The following is a 21,981-nucleotide window of genomic DNA, read 5'->3' on the forward strand; positions in this document are numbered from 1 at the left end:
GCACATTCCCGCAGCCGCACATTTGCACCGACAGTACCCCCGGTACATGCCCAGCAGCGTGCCTTAAGCTGCGGATCCTTTGGATGTGGGATGAATAACGGTTCGGGCGACTCGCCGTGCCGAAACAGTCTGTTTAGAGCCGACCCCCTTACGGTGGAAGGGTGAGACGAATGACACCCATCGAATTGGCTGCGGTAGCGACCGCAGCTGTGCCCGGCCTGGCCCCCGTTGCCTGTGCCCCGGAACCGGACGACGCAGCCGATTTCGATTCCGCGGTATTGCTGGACGGAGACCGCAAACGCTGGCGTGTCAGGTCGCCTCGCCATCCGGAGGCCAGCGCCCGGCTTGAGACGGAGCTGCTGGTGCTGCGCGCCTTTCCCCCCGGTGTGCGCGCTGAGCTCCCGTTCCTGCTGCCGACTGTGGCCGGGACCGTTCGCCGCGGCGAGCTGACTACCTTTGTGTACTCGCACCTGTCCGGAACTGCTCAGTCAGTGGAGGAATTGGCTGCCGGCGGGACTGTCCTGGCCAAGGAAATCGGGGCTGCGATGGCTGCAATCCACGACCTGCCCCCGGCTTTGGTGGACGGCGCGGATCTGCCCAGCTATACCGCCAACGAATTTCGTCAGCGTCGGCTCAATGAGCTGGATCAAGCCGCAACGACCGGTAAAATTCCCCCCGCGCTGCTGCGCCGATGGGAACACGCTCTGGAGGACGTGGTGCTGTGGCGCTTCAGCCCGTGCGTGGTCCACGGCGATCTGCACGAAGACAACGTACTCATTGAGGGACGCCGCGTAACGGCCATTACCGGCTGGACGGATTTGCGGGTCTGTGATCCCGCCGATGACTTCGCCTGGCTGGTGGCCATTAATAACCAGCCTTTCGTAGACGCTGTTCACGAGTCCTACGCTGTCGCGCGGAAAGATATGACGGACCGCCATCTGCTGCGCCGTGCTGCACTCTCCGCTGAATTTGCCTTGGCGCAGTGGCTGGTCAAGGGGGTAGCCGCCAATGATCAACAGATGGTGGCCGAGGCCGAGGACATGCTGCGGACGCTGGAGAACGACATTGCAACGTTCGGCGGCCAGCCGATCAGTATCGAGCCGGAAATCCAGGCTGCCGCAGCTGCTGGGGCCCCTGCCGGTGCCGCGGGGACCGCTGATCCCGTATTTGAACTCAACGTGGAAGTCAGCAGCAGTGCGGAGGCGAGCAACAAGGTCACGGTCGGAACCATCGACGACGGCGGCACGAAAGATGCCGGTGATACAACCACCGGCACAGCGCCCGCGGCAGGTAGCGGGTGCGCCGAAGGTACAGCCAAGGTCACATCTGCGGTCGGTGAGGGCGCCAATCAGAGATCCGCAACGACGACGGAAGCCGCAGCCAAGGAGACAGCCACCTCTGAGACCACTGCTCAGGAGACAGCCGCCCCCGAGGCTGCTGCTCAGGAAACGGCCGACCTTACCGCCGGCGCCGGCGACCCAGGGCACGAAGATCCAGCGGCCGGGGCGGCCGCTGACGACACCCGTACCGCTGCGATGAACGTTATTCCACTGCACTCACGTTGATGTCCGTTCTATCCCCTGTGCCCGAGTCTCCTGCGTCCCCGGACGCGCCAGCCGAGTAGGCCGAGCTGACGATGCGTTCCAGCTCAACTTCGCCCGCCAGATTATGCGGACGGATGAGCTTGTCCTGTCCAACAAAGTAGAACGCGGCACGAACGTCCTGCAGCTCAATTCCCATAAGCCGGGACCACGCCAGCCGATAGACGGCGAGCTGCACGGACCGGACGCTCAGCGCCGCTGCGGATGGCACGCGCCCGGTTTTCCAGTCGATCAGATCCCAGGCACCGTCCGCATCGCGGAACACCGCGTCGATTCTGCCCCGGACTACGACGTCACCGACGCGCGTCTCCACGGGTACTTCCAGCATTTCCGGCGTCCGCTGGGCCCACAGCGATGCCCGGAATGTCGCCTGCATCGGTTCTAACCCATAAGCCTCATCGACGTAGCTGTCCGCCCCGGGGACTTCGTCGAGGTCCAGCTGACCGGAAGTGCCAAAGTATTCCTCCACCCATGCATGGAAAGCGGTCCCTTTCCGTGCAGCCATTCCGGGTTTTCGTGGCACCGGACGACGAAGGTTGCGCGTCACCGCGGCGGGATTGTCTCCGAGGTCCACCAGCAGGGAAGCGGAAATATGGGCGGGCAATTGAACCGGTGCCGTCCGGGACTGCAGGCCCCGCTGAGCCAGCAGGAGCGACGCTTCCTTTCCCCAGCGCGGATTCAGCGACAGGAAATCAGCTTCTGCCGCTAACGTCGCAGCTGACACAGTCCCACCCCGTTGCGCCAAACGGGCCAATTCGGCGTAAACCGCGTGTGCCGAGCCTTCCACCGCCATCCGGCGGCCGGTTTTCTTCCGCCCGGACACCGGCCTGCCGGAAATCCGGGGCCCTTCCAGCGGATCATAGGGCCACTGCGCGCTCTCGACACCGGCTGTTAACGGGTTCACTTCGCCCTGGTCACCCTCCGGAAGCCAATCCCCCAGGACCGCCTGCCGGGGGTTCAGCTCGGTCAGCGGCAGCAACTCGGACAAAAAGATCGAGGCGGCCGTCGGTTTTGCACGCCCGGCGCTCCAGACCGTTGAGGAGCACATCAGGAAATTTTTGGCCCGCGTGAACGCCACATAGGCCAGCCGCCGCTCCTCTTCTTCGCCATGGGCTTTGACGTCCTCCGCATAGAGTTTCTCACTGTCCAGCCAGCCCTTCTGGTCAGGCATCGACAGGTCCCATTCCGGCAGGTCCTCGCTGTCGCCGCGCAAAGGCCACGGCAGCGAGGCAGCACCTTGGGACCAGCGGTTCACTCTACCGCTGGGGAAAGCACCCTCGTTGAGTCCTGGGACATAGACCACGTCCCACTCCAGTCCCTTGGACGCGTGCACAGTCAGCAGCTGCACCGCGTCCGGATTCACCTCCGGCTGGGTCATTTCGAGGCCGTTTTCCTCCGATTCAGCCGTTTCCAGCCAGCCGAGAAAAGCCAGTAGATCCACTCGATCGGCGGCCTGCATAAAGTCCGCCGCGGCGTCCGCAAACGCGTCGAGATTCCGTCGGGCATGGTGAATGCTTGAATTCGGTTTGGCAGCCAGCTCGATATCCAACAACATGGTCCGCTCAACTTCTCCGAGCAGCGTTGTCAGGTCATCACCGACAAAGCTGCGCAGATACCGAAGCTCGTCCCGCAGGGCCAGCAGCCGCTCCAATCCCGCCGGCGTCAACGTACGGACAAGCCTGTCCGGCCAAAAATCACGTTTGAGCTGATCCAGGCCCTCGACCAGACTGGAACCATCCACCAAGTCGAGCTCAACAGCTATATCAGCGGTCGGGCCCGAAACCTGTTCCCCGGACAGGTCCGTCACGAGGCCGGTTTCCGGGGCGGCTGCCTCTGTCCCCTCCTGGATATCCACCGCATGTTCGCGTTGTCTGGCCAAGTATCTGGACCAGTCCGCCAGAGCCATCAGATCCGATGGCCCGAGTCGCCAGCGCGCTCCGGCGAGCAGCCGCATCAGCGAATCCGAGCGCCCCGGATCGGCAAGCACCCGCAGGGTAGCGACCAGATCCACTATTTCCGGCGTCTCCAAAAGTCCGCCCAGGCCGACTATTTCATAGGGAATGCCGTGTGCTTCGAGCGAACTTTGCAGCGGGAGGAACTGTGCCCGACGGCGGCACAAAATGCCGACCGTTGTCGGTTCAGTAGCCTCCGGCACTGGCCGCCGGCCACCTCCTGCCACCCATTTGGTACGGAAGTCTTTCTGCGACAGAATGCTCTTTGCCACGGCGTCCGCCTCATCCACCACAGTGGCGTAACGTGCCAGCAACACCGTGCCGGCCGCGGCATCGTCCCTCTGCCGCAAGGGCGAAACGGTCACTGCCGGCCCAGCGTTCCGGCGTTCAGCTGTCTTCCGCCGCTGGGCCGCGTTCAGCTCGCCGGACATGACATTGGCGGCATTGAGGATGTTGATGGAGTTCCGCCAGGCAGTTGTCAGTTCCGCGGTAGGGGAAAAGCCGCCGGCAGCAGTGCGGAAGATCTCCGGAAACCGGAAAAGCTGCCCGGCCGATGCTCCGCGGAAACCATAGATGGATTGATGCGGATCCCCCACCGCCGTTACCGGGTGGCCGTCGCCGAATAATTTGGCAAACAGCTGGAGCTGGGCGTGGGATGTGTCCTGGAATTCGTCGAGCAACACCACTTTATAGCGTTGGCGTTCCAGATCAGCTGCCTGCGGCACCTGATCTGCGATTTGTGCTGCAAGCGCGACCAGATCTCCGTAATCGAGCGCGTTGCGGTTGCGCTTGGCCAGCGTATAGCGGATAACCATCTCTGCCACGCTGCCCCTGGTCCGCAGCACATCGACCAGGTCTGCCACCCCTTTAGTGGAGGCACGGACTTTACCTTCCAGGTACGGCAGGGCCGCGAGCTGCTCCGCCAACGCTTCCACGGTGGCACGCACATGGAGCGGATCCTGCAGATGTTCGGAGCATTCGCCGGCCAGGTCCAGTACCGCCTTGACCAGCGTCGATTTAGCGGCGGAGAAATGCTCGTACCCGCCGTCATAGGCCTCCACGACTTGGCTGGCCAGCTGCCAGGACTCCGCGCCTCCCAACACCACAGCGTCCCGCTCGATCCCCAGACGAAGCCCGTAATCAGTGACTATGCCGCTGGCATAGGAATGATAGGTGCTGACTTTAGGTTCCAGCGCTTCTGCGGCAGCGGAACCGAACGCGATTGTGCCATGTGCTGACTGAGCCAATGCGCTCAGCTTCGCCAGCTGGCGGCGGATCCGCCCGGCGAGCTCTCCCGCCGCCTTTCGGGTGAAGGTGACGCCGAGAATTTCCTCCGGCAGGACGAAGCCGTTGGCCACCAGCCAAACCACCCTGTCAGCCATCGTCGTGGTCTTTCCCGAACCGGCACCTGCGATCACCAACAGCGGCTCCAGCGGCGAGGAGATGATTCTGGCCTGTTCTTCGGTGGGTGGAAGCGCACCCAGCAACTCAGCGAGTTCAGAAGGTGATACGTGCGTTTGCCGGTCGTTGACAGGCTTATCGGTGACATCGATGCTCATTCGGTGATCTGCTTTCCAGCGCTGCACAGCGGACAGATTTCGGGGACCGGACAGCCGCCGTTCATGCTGGCACTTCCGTGATCATGGATGGCCTCGAAGGTGGCTCCAGACATCAATCCGGCTGCCTTGCGGACAAGTGGCGTCGCCCAGTCGTGCTGCGAACTCAGGGCATCCTGCTCCTGTACGTTCAGCGCCTTGGTCCCGTCGCCCAGTTGGGCCAGCCTCGCACCACCGGCTCGAGCTTCGCTGCCAACCCCGTCCAGGTGCTCGAAAGCACCGGCCGCCACGGCCGCCTGGTAGGCCCCCAGCTGCGGATGCTCAGCGAGCTCGGCCGCCTTAGGCTTCCGCCGGCCGGTTTTCAGGTCGATAATGACAAGATTTCCTTCCGCATCTATTTCAAGCCGATCCACCTGTCCACGGAGCGTGATGGTGCGGTGAAAGGCCGTGTTTCGCCCCTCCCCTGCGACGGGATCAGCTTCATCAGCCGCAGCGCAAAGGTCCACGCTGAAATCCTCTTCCACTGCGAGCAGGCTGCGGCCTTCGGTTCGCATCTGCACGACATACTGCGCGAGCTTGCGGACCATTTCTTCCGCGCGCTTGAAGTCCAGTTTTCCTTCCCAATTTTCCTTCATTCCCAGCGCCGGCCAACGTCGCTGCAGCTCGGCCAGATATTCGTGCCCTGCAGCGTCCGGGTATTCCTGAGCAATCGAGTGCACCAGTGTGCCCAAACTCCGCGCGAAGTCCGTCGCTGCCTCTCCTCCGGCGGCCTGCACGAACCAATTGAGCGGAGACTTCAGTACGGCTTCGACCTTTGAGGGGGAAACTTTCACCGGTTCATCCGGCGCAACGATAGCTGCCGTTGAGCTCAGCGGCGCCAGCCCCCACCACGTCTCCGGCGCTGCTCCCGGAGCACCGGCGGCAGCGAGGATCGCCAGTATGCGTGCCGATTCTGCTGCCTGCGCCTGCAACGGTTTAACCTGCACCGGTCCAACGTGCACGGGTGTAGGCGGCACCGTTTCGACGTGCACCGGTTCAGGCTGCACCACTGTATCGGGCGCTAATTCGGCCGCTGCAGCCTCCCCTGCCTGGCGCAGTTCCGCCACCAGGGAACGCAAGGTCATGGGCCGGCTGACCTGTTCCACGGGCCGGCCCTGCAGCGGGTTGCCGTGTTCCGGGCCGGTCTGAGCAGGTTCCCACGGCGCGACAATGTCCAGGAACTGGGAGGGCTGCAGATCCGCTGACGAAGCGGCAGTGCAGATCAACCGTTCGCGGGCGCGCGAAATCGCGGTGGAAAAGCTGCGCAATTCGTCATAGCGGATCTCCCGCAGACGTGTCGCAGGTCCGAGTTGACGCGCGGCTGCCGGGCCGCGTTCCAGGACATCCACCAGCAGTTGGCTGCCAAGCAACTCACCGCGTAAGCGGGTATCAGGCCAGATACCTTCCTGCAGACCCGCGACAATCACCACCGGCCATTCCCGTCCCGCAGCACTGGCTGGCGTCAGAATTTCCACGGCATCGCTGCGCTGGGCACGTGCGGCAAGTGTGTCCATCGGCAGTTCCTGATTCAGCAGATATTCCAGGAACTGCTGCGGACTGGATCCGGGCAGTTGATCCACGTAACGTTCGGCCGTTTGGAAGAGCGCCATAATCGCATCCAGATCGCGGTCGGCACGTATTCCTGCCGGACCACCGGCAATCGCCTGGGCCGCCCAGTAATCGGAGCAGTCTGCTTCATCCCACAGCGCCCAAAGGACTGTTTCGGCGTTTGCCCCGGGATCCGCGACAGCTTTGCGCCCGGCGGACAGCATCCCCGCCATTCTGGCGGCGTTCTTCCCGTCCCAGCCCAACTGTGAGAACGCGGTGGGATCCAGCAGTGCCTCTACGAGCAGGGCGTCACTGGCCTTACCGCCGCCACCGCTGCGCTCTTCCTGGCGCAGAGCCTGTCGAAGCCGCCGCAGGTTGATCGATGTGGATCGTCCCAACCGCGATGTCAACAGGGAAACGGCAAGCTCGGCATCGAGGAGATCGGGTTCGAGCACAATGCGGAACGCGTCCAGGAGTGGCTGCACGGCGGCTTCGTCACGAACCGCATTCTCCGCAACGGGAACCTTGACAGGGATCCCCTGCCCGCCCAAATACCGCTGGAACCGGGCCAGCTGCGAGCCGGTGCGTACAATCACCGCAATGTCCGCCAGCTGCCTGCCATCGTGGTGTTGCGCGTGAAGAATCCGCTCGGCAACCAATCGGAGCTCGTGGACCTCGGATGCCACCAGATGGGCGGCCAACACCGGCGGCACAGCTGCTCCCGCGGGATCAACAGGGACTGCGGCGGGTTCCCGACGTGCCGCCGTAACCGGGTTCGCTTCCAGTACCCGCGCCTTGTGGCCGCCCTTGCTTTGCGAAATCCGTTCAGCGACGCGGCCCCACGCCTGAGCGAGTTCGGGGCACAGCCGATGCGAGGTGCTCAGGACGGCCTCCACAACGGAACCGCATCCGGCCAGCCGCTCGCGGAGATTTCCCGCCAGGTCCGGCCGGGCACCACGGAAGCCCTGCACCACGGTGTCCGGACAAGCGGTGATGAGGACATCCTTGCCGCGGCCCAGCAGCTCCAGCAACCGATGCACCGCCTGGTTCGCTTCCTGGATATCGTCGATGAGGATCAACTGCAGACGGTTCCGTTCCCGGTCAAGGTACTCGGCATCCGATTCAAAGAGCCCAATCACAGCGGTAATAATGCCTGCAGGGTCAAAGGAACCGGATTTGCCCCAGTCCACGACGTCGCGGTACTCCCCATACAACACGGATGCCGCTATCCAATCCGGCCGCTCGTTCTCCTGGCCCAACCCGGCGAGATCGGCCGGAGTCAGGCCATATTCAATGACGCGGTCAAAGAGCTGCCGGATTTCCTGCCGAAAACCGCGGGTACCCAGGGCAGCACGCAAATCCGCGGGCCACGTTGGTGCAGTCCCCAACCCCAGGCGATGCCCGTCGAGGAGCTCCTTGATGATCAGGTCCTGCTCCGGACCGCTGAGCAGCTTCGGTGCGCGCTCCAAATGCGGCAACCGGCCTTCCACCCTGGCACGGCGCAGCACATCGAAAGCATAGGAGGCCCAGGTCCGCGCCGGGGAGGTGCTCAGGCTCCGGTCCAGCCGGGTGCTGAGCCCGTCGCGCAGCCGCGCAGCGGCCAGCCGCGATGGACCCAACAACAGCACTCCCGCCGGATCGACGCCGTCGTCCTGAATCCGTTTTACTGCTGCTTCCACCAGGACGGTGGATTTCCCCGTTCCCGGGGCGCCCCAGATCAGCACCGGGCCGCTGCCGGGCCCGAGCCGGACCACGGCTTCCTGATCAGAGCTGAGTTCCGGCCCGCCCCCGGCAGCGGCCCGGTGCATGGCGGCCGGACGAACCAGCTCGAGAATCGATGTCTGCGTCATGAAGCCAGTCCATCATGAGGCGCTGACATTTTAGCGGCGGGAGGATCAACGGTCGAGGCCATGCCGGCGGTCACCCCAGTCCGGATGCCGTCCAAGAGCACAAATTCCCGCTCCGTCGGCTGCCACCGCGCGGCAGCGATGTCCACCCGCCAGTTGTCCTGTGCACGGGGGCTGGCTGGACGCAGCGCGGTCCCCTCGTCGCAGTAGTGCTCCAGGGCGCGTGCATCGTGGCAGACCGGCGGCTGTCCGCTGGCCCTGATCACCCGCCACCACGCAACGGCGCTGCCGTAGCGCGACATCACCGCACCTACTTGCCGCGGACCGCCGTCGTCCAGCAGAACCGCAATGTCGCCATAGGCAAGCACGGCGCCGACCGGGATGAGGTCCACCACTTCGAGCACGGCATTTATGTACTGAGCACGCATATCCACCAGCCTAATGCGCGCGGGAAAGCGTCCGCTTCTCACCGGCCCGGCGCGGCTGCGCACGGAGCAGGACCGGCACGGAGCAGGACCGGCACGGAGCAGGACCGGGACGGAGCAGGACCGGGACGGGTGGCGGGGTGGCGGATCCTGTCGGTAGTACCCCGTACGGTGGATTTATGAACAGTTGGCATACACGTCCCCGGGCAGCGTTCGACGTCGAGACCACGGGCCGGGACCCGCGCGAGGCACGGCTGGTCACCGCGTCGATTGTAGTAGTCGACGGCGGCGGGACCGTAACTGCCGAGCACGATTGGCTTGCCGATCCCGGCGTCGAGATTCCCGCCGAGGTGACGGCGATTCATGGCGTGACGACGGAACGGGCGCGGCAGCTCGGGCTTCCGGCAGAACGTGCGGCCGCCGAGGTGTCCCAGGTGCTGGCCGGCCTGTTTGCCAGCGGCATTCCCGTGCTCGCGTTCAATGCCTGCTACGACTTCACCGTACTGGCCCGCGAATCCTTCCGGTATGGTGTGCCGCCGCTGAGTGCATTGCCGGTGATTGACCCTTATATCTGCAATAAGCAGGTGCATAAATACCGCAAGGGGCGGCGGACACTGGGCGCATTGTGTCAGGAATACGGCGTTAGTCTCGAGGACGCGCACACGTCGGCCGCCGACGCACTGGCCACAATCCGCCTCGCTGATGCCCTGGCGGTGCGGTTCCCCGAGCTGCAGCTTGAGGCCGGAGCACTGCATGCCTCCCAGATCGGCTGGGCCGCGGCCCAGGCGGCGGATTTTCAGGCCTATCTGCGCCGCAAGGACCCCGCTGCGGTTATCGAGCGGCACTGGCCCGTCCTCATTTAGAGCGGGCAGGCAGCAACGCAGGCGACCATATAGGACATATCTCACACCTCGCCGGCGCGGTCGACGTGTCGGCTTCGGATGTGCGTTGATTCCGGGCGTTGGCGGTACGACAGTCCGCACCAGGGTCCGCCGCTATTTGTTACGAATCCTCTTCGGTAAACTGTGGAATATGACGTCAAAAGTTCGCAGGAAGCGATGTTCTAAGTGAAATGACATACTTTAGTTCGATCAGCTGAGCCGGGCTGTTGCGCGGCTAAGCGCATTTTCGCCCCCGCCCCCGCCTATCGCTTGAGCTTGCGCATCGCTGCGGCCAAAACGTCTACGAAAGTGAATGCCCCATGAAATCCAAGGCCCTCAAGTGGCTCTCTGCCGTCCCGCTGGCAATTGCGCTGACCATCTCGCTGTCCGCGTGCGGCGGTGGCAGCGCTGACAGTAGCTCCTCGCCCACGAATGCCCTCGCCGGGAGCGACCAGCAGTCCCTGGATAAGTACACCACCAAGGATGTAACTGCCTTGGACGCGATCGATAAATCCAAGCTGGGCCTGATCGTTCCCGGAACCATCACCGTTGGTACGCTCTCCGACGCTCCGCCGAACATTTATATCGATAAGGACGGTAAGTTCACCGGCTTCGACAACGAGCTGCTGCGCGCCGTCGCCGCCAAGCTGGGCCTGAAGCTGGAGTTCAAGTCCACCGATTTCGCCGGCCTGCTGGCCCAGGTACAGAACAAGACGTTCGACGTCGGATCCTCGTCCATTTCGACCACTGACAAGCGCCGCCAGAACGTTGGCTTTTCTAACGGCTACGACTTTGGCTACATGGCCGTTGTCGCGAAGACGAGCGCTGCCGTCAAGGGCTTCAAGGACCTGACGAAGGACACCCGTGTCGGTGTGGTGCAGGGATCAGTACAGGATGACTACGTCACCAACACCCTCCAGATCGAGCCTGTTCGCTTCTCTGACTACAATTCCCTGTATGCCAATCTGAAGACCGGCCAGATTGATGCCTGGGTGGCACCGTCCCAGCAGGCGTCCGGACAGGTCAAGGACGGCGACGGCACCGCGATCGTTGAATCGATTATCAACACCCAAAACTTCGTGGCCTACGCCGTCAATTCGCAGAACCAACCGCTGATCGATGCGCTGAACTCCGGCCTCGACGCGGTTGTTGCGGACGGCACGTGGAGCAGCCTGTCCAAGCAGTGGTACCCGGAGCGGGCCAACCCGACCGATTGGAAGCCCGGCTCCAAGGCTGTTGCCTTCCCGAAGGGCTAGCAGATGGACGCATTCCAGCAGTTCCTCAAGACGTTCTTTGACTGGCGGGCGATGGGGGAAGTCATCCCCCAGATGCTCACAGTCGGCTTGCCGAACACGCTGCTCCTGGCCATCATCTCCGGCGTCCTGGGGTGCATCCTGGGCCTGGTCCTGGCCGTGATGGGGATTTCCCGCAACGGTGTGGCCCGCTGGATCGCCCGTGTCTACACGGACATCCTGCGCGGTCTGCCCGCCATTCTGGTCATCCTGGTGATCGGCATTGGTCTGGGCCCCACGTTCCGGATGCTGACGGGCAGCACCAGCCCGTTTCCATTGGGCATTCTCGCGCTGACCTTAATGGCCGGCGCCTACATCGGTGAGATTTTCCGATCGGGCATCCAGAGCGTTCACACGGGTCAACTGGAAGCGGCCCGGGCCCTCGGGTTCAGCTACGGCTCGGCCATGTTCCTGGTCGTTATCCCGCAGGGCATCCGACGGGTATTGCCGGCACTGGTAAATCAACTGATCTCACTGATCAAGGACTCTTCCCTGATTTACGTGCTCGGCCTGCTGGCCAGCCAGCGGGAGATCTTCCGGATCGGCAACGACGCAATGTCCAACTCGGGCAACCTGTCCCCGCTGGTGGCCGCCGGCGTCCTGTACCTGATCCTGACCATTCCGCTCACACATTTGGTCAACTTCATCGATAACCGTCTGCGTATCGGCAAGCCGGTCAAAAAAGAGCCCGATGACGTTGCCGCCGTCGTCGGAAAGGGCGTTTAGACCATGACCGAGATGACCTCCGGGACCCTGACCGGCAGGAACCTGCACCTGTCTTTCGGGCACAACCACGTCCTGCGCGGAATTGACCTGCACGTTCCACAGGGCACCACTGCCTCCGTGATCGGCCCTTCGGGCTCGGGCAAGTCCACGCTGCTGCGGGTGATGAACCGGCTGATCGAACCGGACCAGGGCGACATCCTGCTGGACGGCCGCTCTGTCCTGGCCGACAATCCGGACGAGCTGCGCCGGCGCATCGGGATGGTGTTCCAGCAGTTCAACCTGTTCCCGCACAAGACCGTGGTGGAGAATGTCTCGCTGGCGCTGCACAAGCTCCGCAGGATGCCCAAGGACCAGGCGCGTGCCGAAGCCCTGGAGCAGCTGGATCTGGTGGGACTCAGGCACAAGGCCCAAGCCCGCCCGGCAGACCTCTCCGGCGGACAGATGCAGCGGGTGGCGATTGCCCGCGCGTTGGCGATGAAACCCGAAGTCATGTTCTTTGACGAGGCCACCTCAGCCCTGGACCCGGAACTGGTTAAGGGCGTGCTCGCGCTGATGGCGGATTTGGCCCAGTCAGGAATGACCATGGTGGTGGTAACCCACGAAATGGGGTTCTGCCGCAACGTTTCGGACACCGTGATGTTCATGGACGCCGGCGTTGTGGTGGAGACCGGGTCCCCGGACCAGCTCTTTACCGCACCCCAGACTGATCGCCTCAAGAGATTCCTCTCCGACGTTCTATAGTCCGGCAAAACGTTTCAACCGCCGTCCCGTGGCGGCATAATGCCAGAGAAATGGACCGGTGCCGTGGAAATTTCCACGGCACCGGTCCATCTCAGCGGCATCCGCGCTGGGTGTACCCGGCCCGCAGACGCATCAGGCTGCTGCGGCGGCCCTGGCGGCACCCGGGAGAGCGTCGATAATCCGGTTCATGGCGGCGTCGTCATGCGCCGCCGACAGGAACCAGGCCTCAAAGACCGACGGCGGCAGGTATACCCCGGCATCCAGCATCGCGTGGAAGAACGGTGCGTAGCGGAACGACTCCTGGCCCTGCGCATCCTCGTAGTTGTGAACGCCACGTTCAGAGGTACCGAAAGCGACGGAAAACAAACTCCCGGCGCGCTGGATGGAGTGGTCCACCCCGGCCGTGGCCAGCGCCTGCGACAGCGCAGCCGAAAGCTCCAATGACCGCGCATCCACGCTCGCGTAGATATCCGCTGTCGCCGCGGTCAGGGTGGCGACCCCGGCAGCCATGGCCACCGGATTCCCGGAAAGCGTCCCGGCCTGGTAGACCGGACCGAGCGGGGCCAGATAATCCATCACGTCCGCGCGGCCGCCCAGCGCCGCCGTCGGCAGCCCGCCGCCAATAACCTTGCCGAAGGTGAACAGATCCGGCGTCCAAGCCGCTGCCGAAAGCCCATCGGCGGAACCGCTGGTCAGGCCCCAGTAGCCGGCGGGCCCGGTACGGAATCCAGTCAGCACCTCGTCGAGGATCAGCAACGCACCATGTTCGGCGGTGATCCGGGACAAGCCGGCGTTGAAGCCTTCCCCCGGTGTTACCACACCCATATTCGCCGGCGCCGCTTCCGTAATCACCGCGGCAATGCTGTGGCCATGCCGCGCAAAGGCTTCCTCGACTGCACCGGGATCGTTGTATGGCAGCACCAGTGTCTCTGCGGCGGTGGCGGCTGTTACTCCGGCCGAACCGGGCAGTGCCAGCGTGGCCAGGCCGGATCCGGCAGCCGCGAGTAGGGAATCAAGATGGCCGTGGTAGCAGCCGGCAAACTTTATGATCAGATTGCGGCCGGTGAACCCGCGGGCAAGCCGGACCGCCGTCATCGTCGCTTCGGTGCCGGTGGACACCATGCGCAGACGTTCCACGGCGGGCACCCGCTGCTGCACCAGCGAGGCCAGTTCGGCCTCGTCCGGGGTCGAGGCGCCAAAACTCAGGCCGCGGTCGACGGCGGCATGCACCGCAGCGAGTACGTCCGGGTGGGCGTGGCCCAAGAGCGCCGGCCCCCAGGAACAGACCAGGTCCACATAGTCCCGGCCGTCCGCATCGGTAAGGTAAGCGCCCTTAGCGGACACCATAAACCGCGGCGTTCCGCCAACGGATCCGAAGGCCCGCACGGGGGAATTCACCCCTCCGGGCATCAGTGCCTTGGCCCGGTCAAAAAGGTCTGCTGAAATATTTGTGCTGCTCATACGTCCATTCTTCCAGCCCAGAGGGGCTTAGGGGTTCTTTAGCCAGCCGGCCAGTTCGGTGGCCCAGTAGGTCAGGACCATGGAAGCGCCGGCCCGCTTAATGCTGAGCACGGATTCCTCAATGGCACGGCGTCGGTCAATCCAGCCGTTCGCCGCCGCGGCTTCGATCATCGCGTATTCGCCGGAGACCTGGTAGGCGGACACCGGAACCGGGGACATCGCAGCCACGTCGGCAAGGATGTCCAGGTAGCTCATCGCAGGCTTCACCATCACCATGTCCGCCCCTTCGGCCAGATCCAGCTCCACCTCCAACAACGCCTCGCGCCGGTTGCCCGGATCCATCTGGTAGGTCCGGCGGTCGCCGCTCAGCTGGGAGTCGACGGCTTCCCGGAAGGGACCGTAGAACGCGGATGCATACTTTGCCGCGTAGGCAAGCACGGACCGTTCCTGGAATCCAGCGGCGTCCAGGGCCTGCCGGATCACCCCTACCTGACCGTCCATCATGCCCGACGGCGCCAGCACCTGCGCACCGGCCCGCGCCTGTGCCACGGCCATGTCCGCGTAGATTTCCAGCGTTGCATCGTTATCCACGCCGCCGGAGGCATTCAGTACGCCGCAGTGTCCGTGATCGGTGAACTCATCCAGGCACAGATCGCTCATTACCACCAGATCGTCGCCCACCTCGGTCCGGACATCGCGAATGGCCTTATTCAGCACGCCTTCCGGATCCAGTGAAGCCGAGCCCGTGGCGTCACGCGTGGCGGGGACACCGAAGAGCATGATGCCGCCTACCCCGCTTTCCACCGCCTGAACGGCCGCTCGTTTGAGCGATTCCGTGCTGTGCTGGACGACTCCTGGCATGGAGCTGATAGCTAACGGCCCGCTCAACCCCTCGCGGATGAACGCCGGCAGGATCAGCTCAGCGGGAGCCAACCGGTATTCGGAGGTCATACGGCGCAGTGCGTTGGTGGCACGCAGGCGGCGCGGGCGGTGCTGGGGGAAACTCATCAGGACTCCTTTGAATCGACAGGATCGGCAATGATTGCGGGGACGGCCGGGATGCGCGCCACGCGGCCCGGGACAGCACGGATGAGGGCTTCCACGATTCCAGCCGGAGTTGGTTTTCGGGCGGTGGCAGCCACGCGCAGACCCAGCCGGACAGCTTCGTCATGAGTGGGCCTGCCAATGGCGATCAGCAGGCAGGGTTCGGGCAGCGGGGCCAGCTGCCGCGCAATGCTGCGGACGGCACTGGCCGACGCGGCGACGACGGCGTCAAGTCCATCTGCGTCGATCAGCGCCTTTGCCTGGCTCGGGGTCAGCACCGGGACGCCCGTGCTACTGCACGGGCTGTCTCTGGCATCAGATATGACGGAGGATCCAGGGTCACCGGATGCCAGCATCGCGTTGAGCCGCAACCTGGGACGGGCGGGATAGTCCACGGTGACGTAGGCGGTGACAGTGTCTACTATTGCCCCGGCACCGGATATTCCCGCCGCCAGCGCGGGTTCCGCAAGGTTTGACTGCGGCAATAGCACCCGCACGGCACTGGAGGGCCAGAGATCGATCAATCCTGCCGCCGATTGGTTACCCTCCGGCGCCAGCTCAACAGCCAGACCCTCGGCTTCAAGCACGCGGCGCGACGACGGGCCAATGGTTGCGATCCGCGTCCCGTCCGGAACCAGTCCGGCCAGATTCATGGCGTGCGCGGCACACCACTGTTTGAGAGCCCGAACCGTGCTGATACTGCTGATTACCAGCCAGTGGTATTCCCCGGCCGCGAGCGCTTCCAGTCTTTCGGACAAGGCCTTTTGGTCCTCGGCGAGCTCGAAGTCAATCAGCGGAACCAGATATGGGCTGGCATGGTGTTCCTGCAGTGTCCGAACCAATGCGTCCGTCCGGTCGGGACTGCGCGTGATGGCAACCCGGATTCCTCCTAGGGCGGGGCTCATCGGCATGTTTGTGCGCGGAACTTGTTCCGGGGGGATCATTTCCCGCTGCCGGCCAGATCGGCCAGATCCCCGGCGCCGTGAGCCAACAGCTCCTCGGCCAGATCGATGCCCAGCAGCGTGGCACCGACTTCGGTAAGGCCGTCTGTTGCCTTTTTCCGGCGCACAGATGCTGTGCCGTCCACGGCACAGACCACCGCGTCCAGGTACAACATGCTGCCTTTCCGGTGCGCCAGGGCCCCGATCGGAGCGCTGCAGCCGGCCTCAAGGCGCTCCAGCAGAGCCCTTTCAGCAGTGACAGCCAGCCGGGCATCGCGATCGTCCAGCGCGGCCAAAGCCTGTGCCAATACTCCGGGAACGCCGCTGGCGGTTCCGGTCAGCCGGCCAAAACTTCCGGGGGCATCCGCCCTGCGGCACTCGACAGCCAGCGCGCCCTGCCCCGCGGCGGGGAGCATAATATCCGGGCTGAAGAACTCGCTGACAACATCGAGCCTGTCGATCCGTCCAAGCCCGGCTGCCGCCAGTACCACGGCGTCCAGGTCACCGGACTTTCCCTCCAAAAATGGCGCGTCCGCGTTACCCGGCAGGCCCACAACACGGCCCAGTCGGGTATCGACATTGCCGCGGATATCGACGATCTGAAGATCCTGCCGTGCGGCGCGAAGCTGAGCCGCGCGGCGCGGCGATCCCGTCCCCACCCTTGCTCCTGCGGGAAGTTCAGCGAAGGTCAGCCCGCCGCGCGCGCACAGGGCATCCCGGACATCCTCACGAACGGGTACTGCCGCCATTTTGAGCCCCTCCGCGGCCCCTGTCGGCAGGTCCTTGAGCGAATGCACCGCAACGTCACAGCGTCCGGTCAGCAGCGCGTCACGCAGCGCGGTCACGAAAACTCCGGTGCCGCCCATCTGCGACAGCGGCCCGGTCAGGACATCGCCGTCGGTCTTCACGTGGACTAGCTCGACGGTGAAACCTCCGACGGCGGCTAACCTGTCCGCGGTCTGCTGCGTCTGTGTCAGCGCCAGCCTGCTGGCCCGGGTCCCTACTTTTACCGTTTCCACCCCGCTAGCGTCCAACAGTGCTGTCTGCTCCAACAGTGCTGTCTGCTCCAACAGTGCTGTCTGCTCCAACAGTGCTGTCTGCTCCAACAGTGCTGTCTGCTCCCGCGATGGCAGGCTTAGCGCCGCGGAAGTTCGCGCAACAGCCGGGGCGGCAGACGTCGTACCAAGGGCCGAGGTCCGTCATGGCAGGGCGGTCCGCGATGTTGTTCTCCGCAGTCCGTTCACAGATCAGGTCCGCCAGAGCCGTGATGAACTTCTGGTGTGTTCCCGGCGTCGGCACCCGGTCAAAGGCCAGGCCCAGCTTCTCGCAGGTCTCCCGCGCTTCGGTGTCCAGATCCCAGAGGACCTCCATGTGGTCCGTCACGAACCCGAGCGGAACAATCACAACGCCCTTGATGCCTTGGCCGGCCAGTTCCTCCAGCGCATCATTGATATCGGGTTCCAGCCAAGGAACGTGCGGCGCGCCGGAGCGCGACTGGTACACCAGTGACCATGGCGTCGCGGCAGCCTTCCGGCCGGCGTCCGCACTGAGCGCATCAACCTGCGCCATTACCGCAGCGCCATTGGCCAGATGCTGGGCCACGTAGGCCGAGTCCTCGGCAAAGTGGCGGGGTTCGCCCTCAGACCTGCCGGCAGCTTCCGCGTCGCGCATGGGAATCGAGTGCGTGGCAAACAGGACATGCACGGGTGAATCGGGAGTCCCGGCGGCAACGAGTTCGGCGCGTACCTTGGCCAGCCCGTCCGCGGTACCTTCGATAAACGGCTCAACAAAACCGGGATGATCAAAATACTGCCGGACCTTGTCGACGGCCAGCTTGCCGTCCAGTCCGGTGTCGGTCAGCGCCATGCCGATATCTTCGCGGTACTGGCGGCAGCTGGAGTAACACGAATACGCGCTGGTGGTGATCATCAGCAGCCGCCGATGCCCGTCCTCGTATGCGCCCTGCAGAGTCTGCGGGATGTAGGGCGCCCAATTTCGATTACCCCACAGCACCGGCAGCGAAATTCCGCGGGCGCTCAGTTCCGCTTCCAGACCGGCCTTTAATGCACGGTTCTGTCCGTTGATCGGGCTGATGCCGCCATTGGCGCGGTAGTGGTGGCTGACCTCTTCCAGCCGCTCGTCCGGGATACCGCGCCCGCGCGTAACGTTGCGCAGGAACGGAATGACGTCGTCCTGGCCCTCGGGTCCACCGAAGGATGCGAGCAGGATCCCGTCGTAGTGGCGCGGTTCCATCCGGCCGGCCTCGGTGACGGGGTTCAAAACCGTCGATTGAGAATCTGTCATCGCAAAACCTCCGCAATTTCCGCAGCACCAATCCGGCGGCCGGTGTAGAAGGGGATCTCTTCCCGGACGTGCAGCCGGGCTTCGGTAGAGCGCAGGTGGCGCATCAGGTCCACTAGTTCCAGCACATCGTCAGCCTCCAGACCTAAGATCCATTCCCAGTCACCGAGGGCGAAGGACGAAACGGTATTGGACAGCACACCGGGGAAATCACGTCCCAACATGCCATGGTGGCGGAGCATTTTGCCGCGCTCCTCGGGCGGGAGAATGTACCACTCGTAGGAGCGCACGAAGGGATACACGCAGACCCAATCCTTGGGTTCGGTGTTGGACATGTACGACGGCGCATGGTTTTTGGCGAACTCGGCCTCGCGGTGCACGCCCATCGCCGACCAGGCAATCTCCGTCCCGGTGAACAGATCGCTGCGGCGAATATCCCGCACCGCGTGCTGCAGGCCGTCAGCGGTGGGGCCGATCAGCCAGATCATCACATCCGCGTCCGAACGCATGGCGGAAACGTCGTAAGCGCCACGAAGGGTGATGTTCTGCCCGGCGAACCCGGCAACAAGTTCTTCAAAGGCCGCGACCCGCTGTTCGCTTCCCGCGCTCGGGAGGCCGACGCGCTTAAAAACCGTCCAGAGGGTGAAGGGAGCCGAGGGTGGCGTCGTCTCTGGCGAGGACGGCTCTGTTGAGGAGTCCGTGGAAGGGGATGCCTCGGAAGTTTTAGTGACAGATTCCGCAAATGTGTGGCTCATAGCTATAAGTTTGCCCCTCCGGGCGCGAAAGTCGAAACCGAAAGCCTCTACGGACAGTAGAAGTCGCGAAACTCACAGACTTTTTTCCGCGTGGCCTATTGGGTCCGTATGGCGCGCGCGGTCCATGTGATCAGCGGCGAGCGCACGCGCCACTTCTGCGCGTGCGTCCGCCACCACGGCGGTCAGGCCATTTCCGGCCAACCAACCGCCCAGCAGGAGTAGTCCGGGCTCCTGGCGGGCAATGTCGCGGAACCTTGCCACTTCCTTGCGATGCCCGACGGCGGCAAACGGCAGCGAACCGGGCCACCGCACCACGTCCCAATCCACCAGAACATCAGCAGTGACTTCTTGCTCCAACAGCGTCGAAGCGTCCGAGAGGGCAGCGGCCAGCAAATCATCATCCGCGATAGGAAGTTCCGTGGTTTGAGGTGCGTTCTCTCCGGCCCTGCCCGCGTTCTCTCCGGCCCTGCCCGCATTCTCTCCGGCCCTGCCCGCGTTCTCTCCGGCCCTGCCCGCATTCTCTCCGGCCCTGCCCGCGTTCTCTCCGGCCCTGCCGTAGGAGAGCCGGAGGACGTGCCTGCCGGCGCCGGCCATGTCCGCTAACCAGGCCCATTTCGCGCTCGCGTGGGTCAGCGCTTTAGCCGTAATTCCTGCGGTCTGCGGCGCCACCAGAATTCCAGTCCCCCGGGGCTTCGCGTCCAGACCCGGCAAATCCACCACCAGGGTCACCAGCCGAACGTCGGGCCCGGCCGCCGGGGCATGATCGGCAAGTTCCGGGATCACAGGGGCCAGCAACTGCACCGCCGCAGGCCCATTTGTGGCCACCACGAGAAGATCTGCCCGAGCGGACCACTCACCCGCAGTCACCATCCAATCACTGCCTGCGCTGGACGCAGCTGCCCGCGAGAGCCCGGTCACCGGGTGCCCCGTGTGCATCTCTACGCCGGCTGTGCGCAGCTCTTCCGCCAGCGCCGCGACCAGCGTAAACATCCCACCGGTCAGGCCACCAACAGCGGTCCCGGCCTTCGTCATACCCGGCCGGACAGCACCGGGCTGTGCGCCACCGGGCTGTGCGCCACCGGGCTGCGCGCCACCGGGCCGTGCGGCACTCTGCTGTACCGCAACCTGCTGTGCGCCACCGCGTTGCGCAGCCACCGCTGCGGCCAATGAACCGTATTTAACAATGCCCTGGCGCAGCCCCGGCGCCACCATATCAACGTCCAGCACGTCCGGATCCGCCGAATGCACTCCTCCGACCACCGGTGCCACCAAACGCTCCAGTACGCGGGCGCCCATCCGCGCCCGGACCAGGTCCGCGACGCTGCAAACCTCCGCACGAGTCCCTACCGACGCCGGTAATTTGGCATCCAGGGCAGCCCGCAGCGAACCGGCAAAACCCAGTGCCTTGCGCACTTCCGGCGCCCACGGGTCCGCCGGTATGCCCAGCACCCCGGTCCGTGGCAGCGGCAGCGCTCCGGTCGGAAGCTGAACCCAGGCGCCGGACGGATCCGGCGAGCTGATCCGAGCCCCCAGGCCGAGCTCCGTGACCAGGTCTGCGACCGCCGTCGAGCGCGTTGCAAATGACTCCGCCCCGCTGTCCAGCAAGAGGCCGGCCACCGTATGTGAGCCGACGCTGCCGCCAAAAGCGCCCGATGCCTCCAATACGGTGACCCGGTAGCCGGCGTGGACCAGGTCCCGGGCGGCGACGAGTCCGGCGATTCCGCCCCCGACGACGACGGCGCACGGCTGAGGCCGTCCACGCGGCACCATGGGTCTGTCCCTCGGGCCGTCCATCATCATGGCTGAATTGAGTGGATCAGTTTCACTATCCGGGTGAGGACCTCGGGATCGGTCTCCGGGGGCACCCCATGGCCCAAATTCAGCACGTGCCCGGGCGCGGCCGCCCCCGCCGCGATCACCGCACGCACATGAGCTTCGAGGACCTCCCACGGGGCGGACAGCAGCGCCGGATCGATGTTCCCCTGTAAGGGCACGGTCCCGCCCAGTCTACGGTTCGCCTCATCCAACGGCAGCCGGTAGTCAACCCCCATGACGTCCACTCCGACGTCGCGCATTGCGCTCAGCAGTTCCGACGTTCCCGTGCCAAAGTGGACCAGCGGTGCGCCAAGACCGCGCACGTGGTCAAGCGCCCGAGCCGACGCGGGAGCCACATACCGGATGTAGTCCTGAAGACCCAACGAGCCGGCCCAGGAATCGAACAACTGACCGGCGCTGGCGCCGGCTTCCAATTGCGCGCGCAGGAACATCCCCGATGCGTCCGCCGCCCAGTGCGTGAGCGCACGCCAGGCCTGCGGATCGGCGTGCATCATGGTGCGCGGGCCCAAATGATCACGCGATGGCTTCCCCTCCACCATGTACGCCGCGAGCGTGAACGGCGCGCCGGCAAACCCGACCAGAGGTGTCTTCCCCAGCTGGTCCACGGTAAGCCGGACCGCTTCGCGGATCGGTTCCAGCGCCTCCTCAGTCAGCGTGGGAAGCGCTGCGACGTCGGACGCCGTGCGGATCGGCGCATCCAGCACGGGGCCCACCCCGGGGACAATATCCACCCCCACCCCGGCCAGTTTGAGCGGGATGACAATGTCGGAGAAAAAAATGCCGGCGTCCACATCATGCCGACGCACAGGCTGCAGGGTGATTTCCGAGGCCAACTGCGGGTCCAGGCAGGAATCGAGCATCGCCACACCCTTTCGCAACTGGCGGTATTCCGGCAGCGAGCGCCCCGCTTGGCGCATGAACCAGACCGGCCGTCGTGACGGTTTCCCGCCACGGTAGGCGGTGATCAGCGACGAATCGCCCGTGCGGCCATCCATCAGGGGGTGCCTGGAGCTAAGTGTCATGGTTCTGATTCTC

The 21,981-nt window shown here is 64.4% G+C and carries 16 protein-coding genes; 5 read left to right on the forward strand and 11 right to left on the reverse strand.

The window, feature by feature from the left end; genetic code table 11:
- The first annotated feature begins 170 nt into the window (after positions 1–170).
- On the forward strand, positions 171–1,565 hold the full coding sequence (locus IV500_RS08850) for a macrolide 2'-phosphotransferase (protein WP_196396431.1): 1,395 nt from the start codon (positions 171–173) through the stop codon (positions 1,563–1,565).
- Here IV500_RS08850 and IV500_RS08855 read toward each other — a convergent pair.
- Genes IV500_RS08855 through IV500_RS08865 form a run of 3 tightly spaced genes read right to left on the reverse strand, consistent with a single transcriptional unit; the run spans position 1,543 to position 8,971 of the window.
- Positions 1,543–5,112, reverse strand: a complete 3,570-nt coding sequence (locus tag IV500_RS08855; RefSeq protein ID WP_196396432.1) for an ATP-dependent helicase — start codon at positions 5,110–5,112, stop codon at positions 1,543–1,545. The two genes, IV500_RS08850 and IV500_RS08855, sit on opposite strands and share 23 nt — an antisense overlap.
- Positions 5,109–8,546 (reverse strand): ATP-dependent helicase, encoded by a 3,438-nt coding sequence (locus tag IV500_RS08860; protein WP_376770195.1) that lies wholly within the window; start codon positions 8,544–8,546, stop codon positions 5,109–5,111. The genes IV500_RS08855 and IV500_RS08860 overlap by 4 nt, the downstream gene beginning before the upstream one ends.
- Positions 8,543–8,971, reverse strand: coding sequence for an MGMT family protein (locus tag IV500_RS08865; protein ID WP_196396433.1), 429 nt, complete (start codon positions 8,969–8,971; stop codon positions 8,543–8,545). Before IV500_RS08865 ends, IV500_RS08860 begins: the two co-directional genes overlap by 4 nt.
- Positions 8,972–9,147: 176 nt before the next feature.
- Between IV500_RS08865 and IV500_RS08870 the strand changes: the two genes are divergently transcribed.
- The 4 genes from IV500_RS08870 to IV500_RS08885 all read left to right on the forward strand — a co-directional run bounded on the left by IV500_RS08870 (position 9,148) and on the right by IV500_RS08885 (position 12,608).
- Entirely contained in the window at positions 9,148–9,831 is a 684-nt protein-coding gene (locus tag IV500_RS08870) for a 3'-5' exonuclease (protein WP_196396434.1), read from the forward strand.
- A 338-nt stretch (positions 9,832–10,169) separates the two neighbouring features.
- Positions 10,170–11,105 carry an ABC transporter substrate-binding protein gene (locus tag IV500_RS08875; protein WP_196396435.1) on the forward strand — a complete coding sequence of 312 codons (936 nt, stop codon included), beginning with the start codon at positions 10,170–10,172 and terminating at the stop codon, positions 11,103–11,105.
- 3 nt (positions 11,106–11,108) lie between these two features.
- Entirely contained in the window at positions 11,109–11,867 is a 759-nt protein-coding gene (locus IV500_RS08880) for an amino acid ABC transporter permease (RefSeq protein WP_196396436.1), read from the forward strand.
- Positions 11,868–11,870: 3 nt separating this feature from the next.
- Positions 11,871–12,608: an amino acid ABC transporter ATP-binding protein gene (locus IV500_RS08885; RefSeq protein WP_196396437.1), complete on the forward strand. Its 738-nt coding sequence runs from the start codon at positions 11,871–11,873 to the stop codon at positions 12,606–12,608.
- Between the two features lie 132 nt (positions 12,609–12,740).
- On the opposite strand, the gene hemL is transcribed toward IV500_RS08885, so the two are convergent.
- The 8 genes from hemL to hemE form a co-directional block, all read right to left on the reverse strand.
- Positions 12,741–14,069: a glutamate-1-semialdehyde 2,1-aminomutase gene (gene hemL / locus IV500_RS08890; RefSeq protein ID WP_196396438.1), complete on the reverse strand. Its 1,329-nt coding sequence runs from the start codon at positions 14,067–14,069 to the stop codon at positions 12,741–12,743.
- Between the two features lie 27 nt (positions 14,070–14,096).
- The gene (gene hemB / locus IV500_RS08895) at positions 14,097–15,077 is read right to left on the reverse strand and encodes a porphobilinogen synthase (protein ID WP_196396439.1); all 981 of its coding nucleotides are present in this window, start codon (positions 15,075–15,077) and stop codon (positions 14,097–14,099) included.
- Positions 15,077–16,018: a uroporphyrinogen-III synthase gene (locus tag IV500_RS08900; protein ID WP_230854719.1), complete on the reverse strand. Its 942-nt coding sequence runs from the start codon at positions 16,016–16,018 to the stop codon at positions 15,077–15,079. Before IV500_RS08900 ends, hemB begins: the two co-directional genes overlap by 1 nt.
- 35 nt (positions 16,019–16,053) lie before the next feature.
- A complete protein-coding gene (gene hemC, locus IV500_RS08905; RefSeq protein WP_196396471.1) occupies positions 16,054–17,073 on the reverse strand; it encodes a hydroxymethylbilane synthase in 1,020 nt (339 codons plus the stop codon).
- 4 nt (positions 17,074–17,077) lie between these two features.
- Positions 17,078–18,358, reverse strand: coding sequence for a ferrochelatase (locus IV500_RS08910; protein WP_196396440.1), 1,281 nt, complete (start codon positions 18,356–18,358; stop codon positions 17,078–17,080).
- Complete coding sequence (gene hemQ / locus IV500_RS08915; RefSeq protein WP_196396441.1) at positions 18,355–19,110, reverse strand: hydrogen peroxide-dependent heme synthase; 756 nt, start codon at positions 19,108–19,110, stop codon at positions 18,355–18,357. The genes IV500_RS08910 and hemQ overlap by 4 nt, the downstream gene beginning before the upstream one ends.
- Positions 19,111–19,182: 72 nt before the next feature.
- Positions 19,183–20,880, reverse strand: a complete 1,698-nt coding sequence (hemG, locus tag IV500_RS08920; RefSeq protein ID WP_196396442.1) for a protoporphyrinogen oxidase — start codon at positions 20,878–20,880, stop codon at positions 19,183–19,185.
- A gap of 26 nt (positions 20,881–20,906) precedes the next feature.
- A complete protein-coding gene (hemE, locus tag IV500_RS08925) occupies positions 20,907–21,968 on the reverse strand; it encodes a uroporphyrinogen decarboxylase (protein ID WP_196396443.1) in 1,062 nt (353 codons plus the stop codon).
- Positions 21,969–21,981: the final 13 nt, after the last annotated feature.

Origin of the sequence: Arthrobacter terrae (genome assembly GCF_015708085.1) — a bacterium.
Lineage (GTDB): Bacteria > Actinomycetota > Actinomycetes > Actinomycetales > Micrococcaceae > Arthrobacter_M > Arthrobacter_M terrae.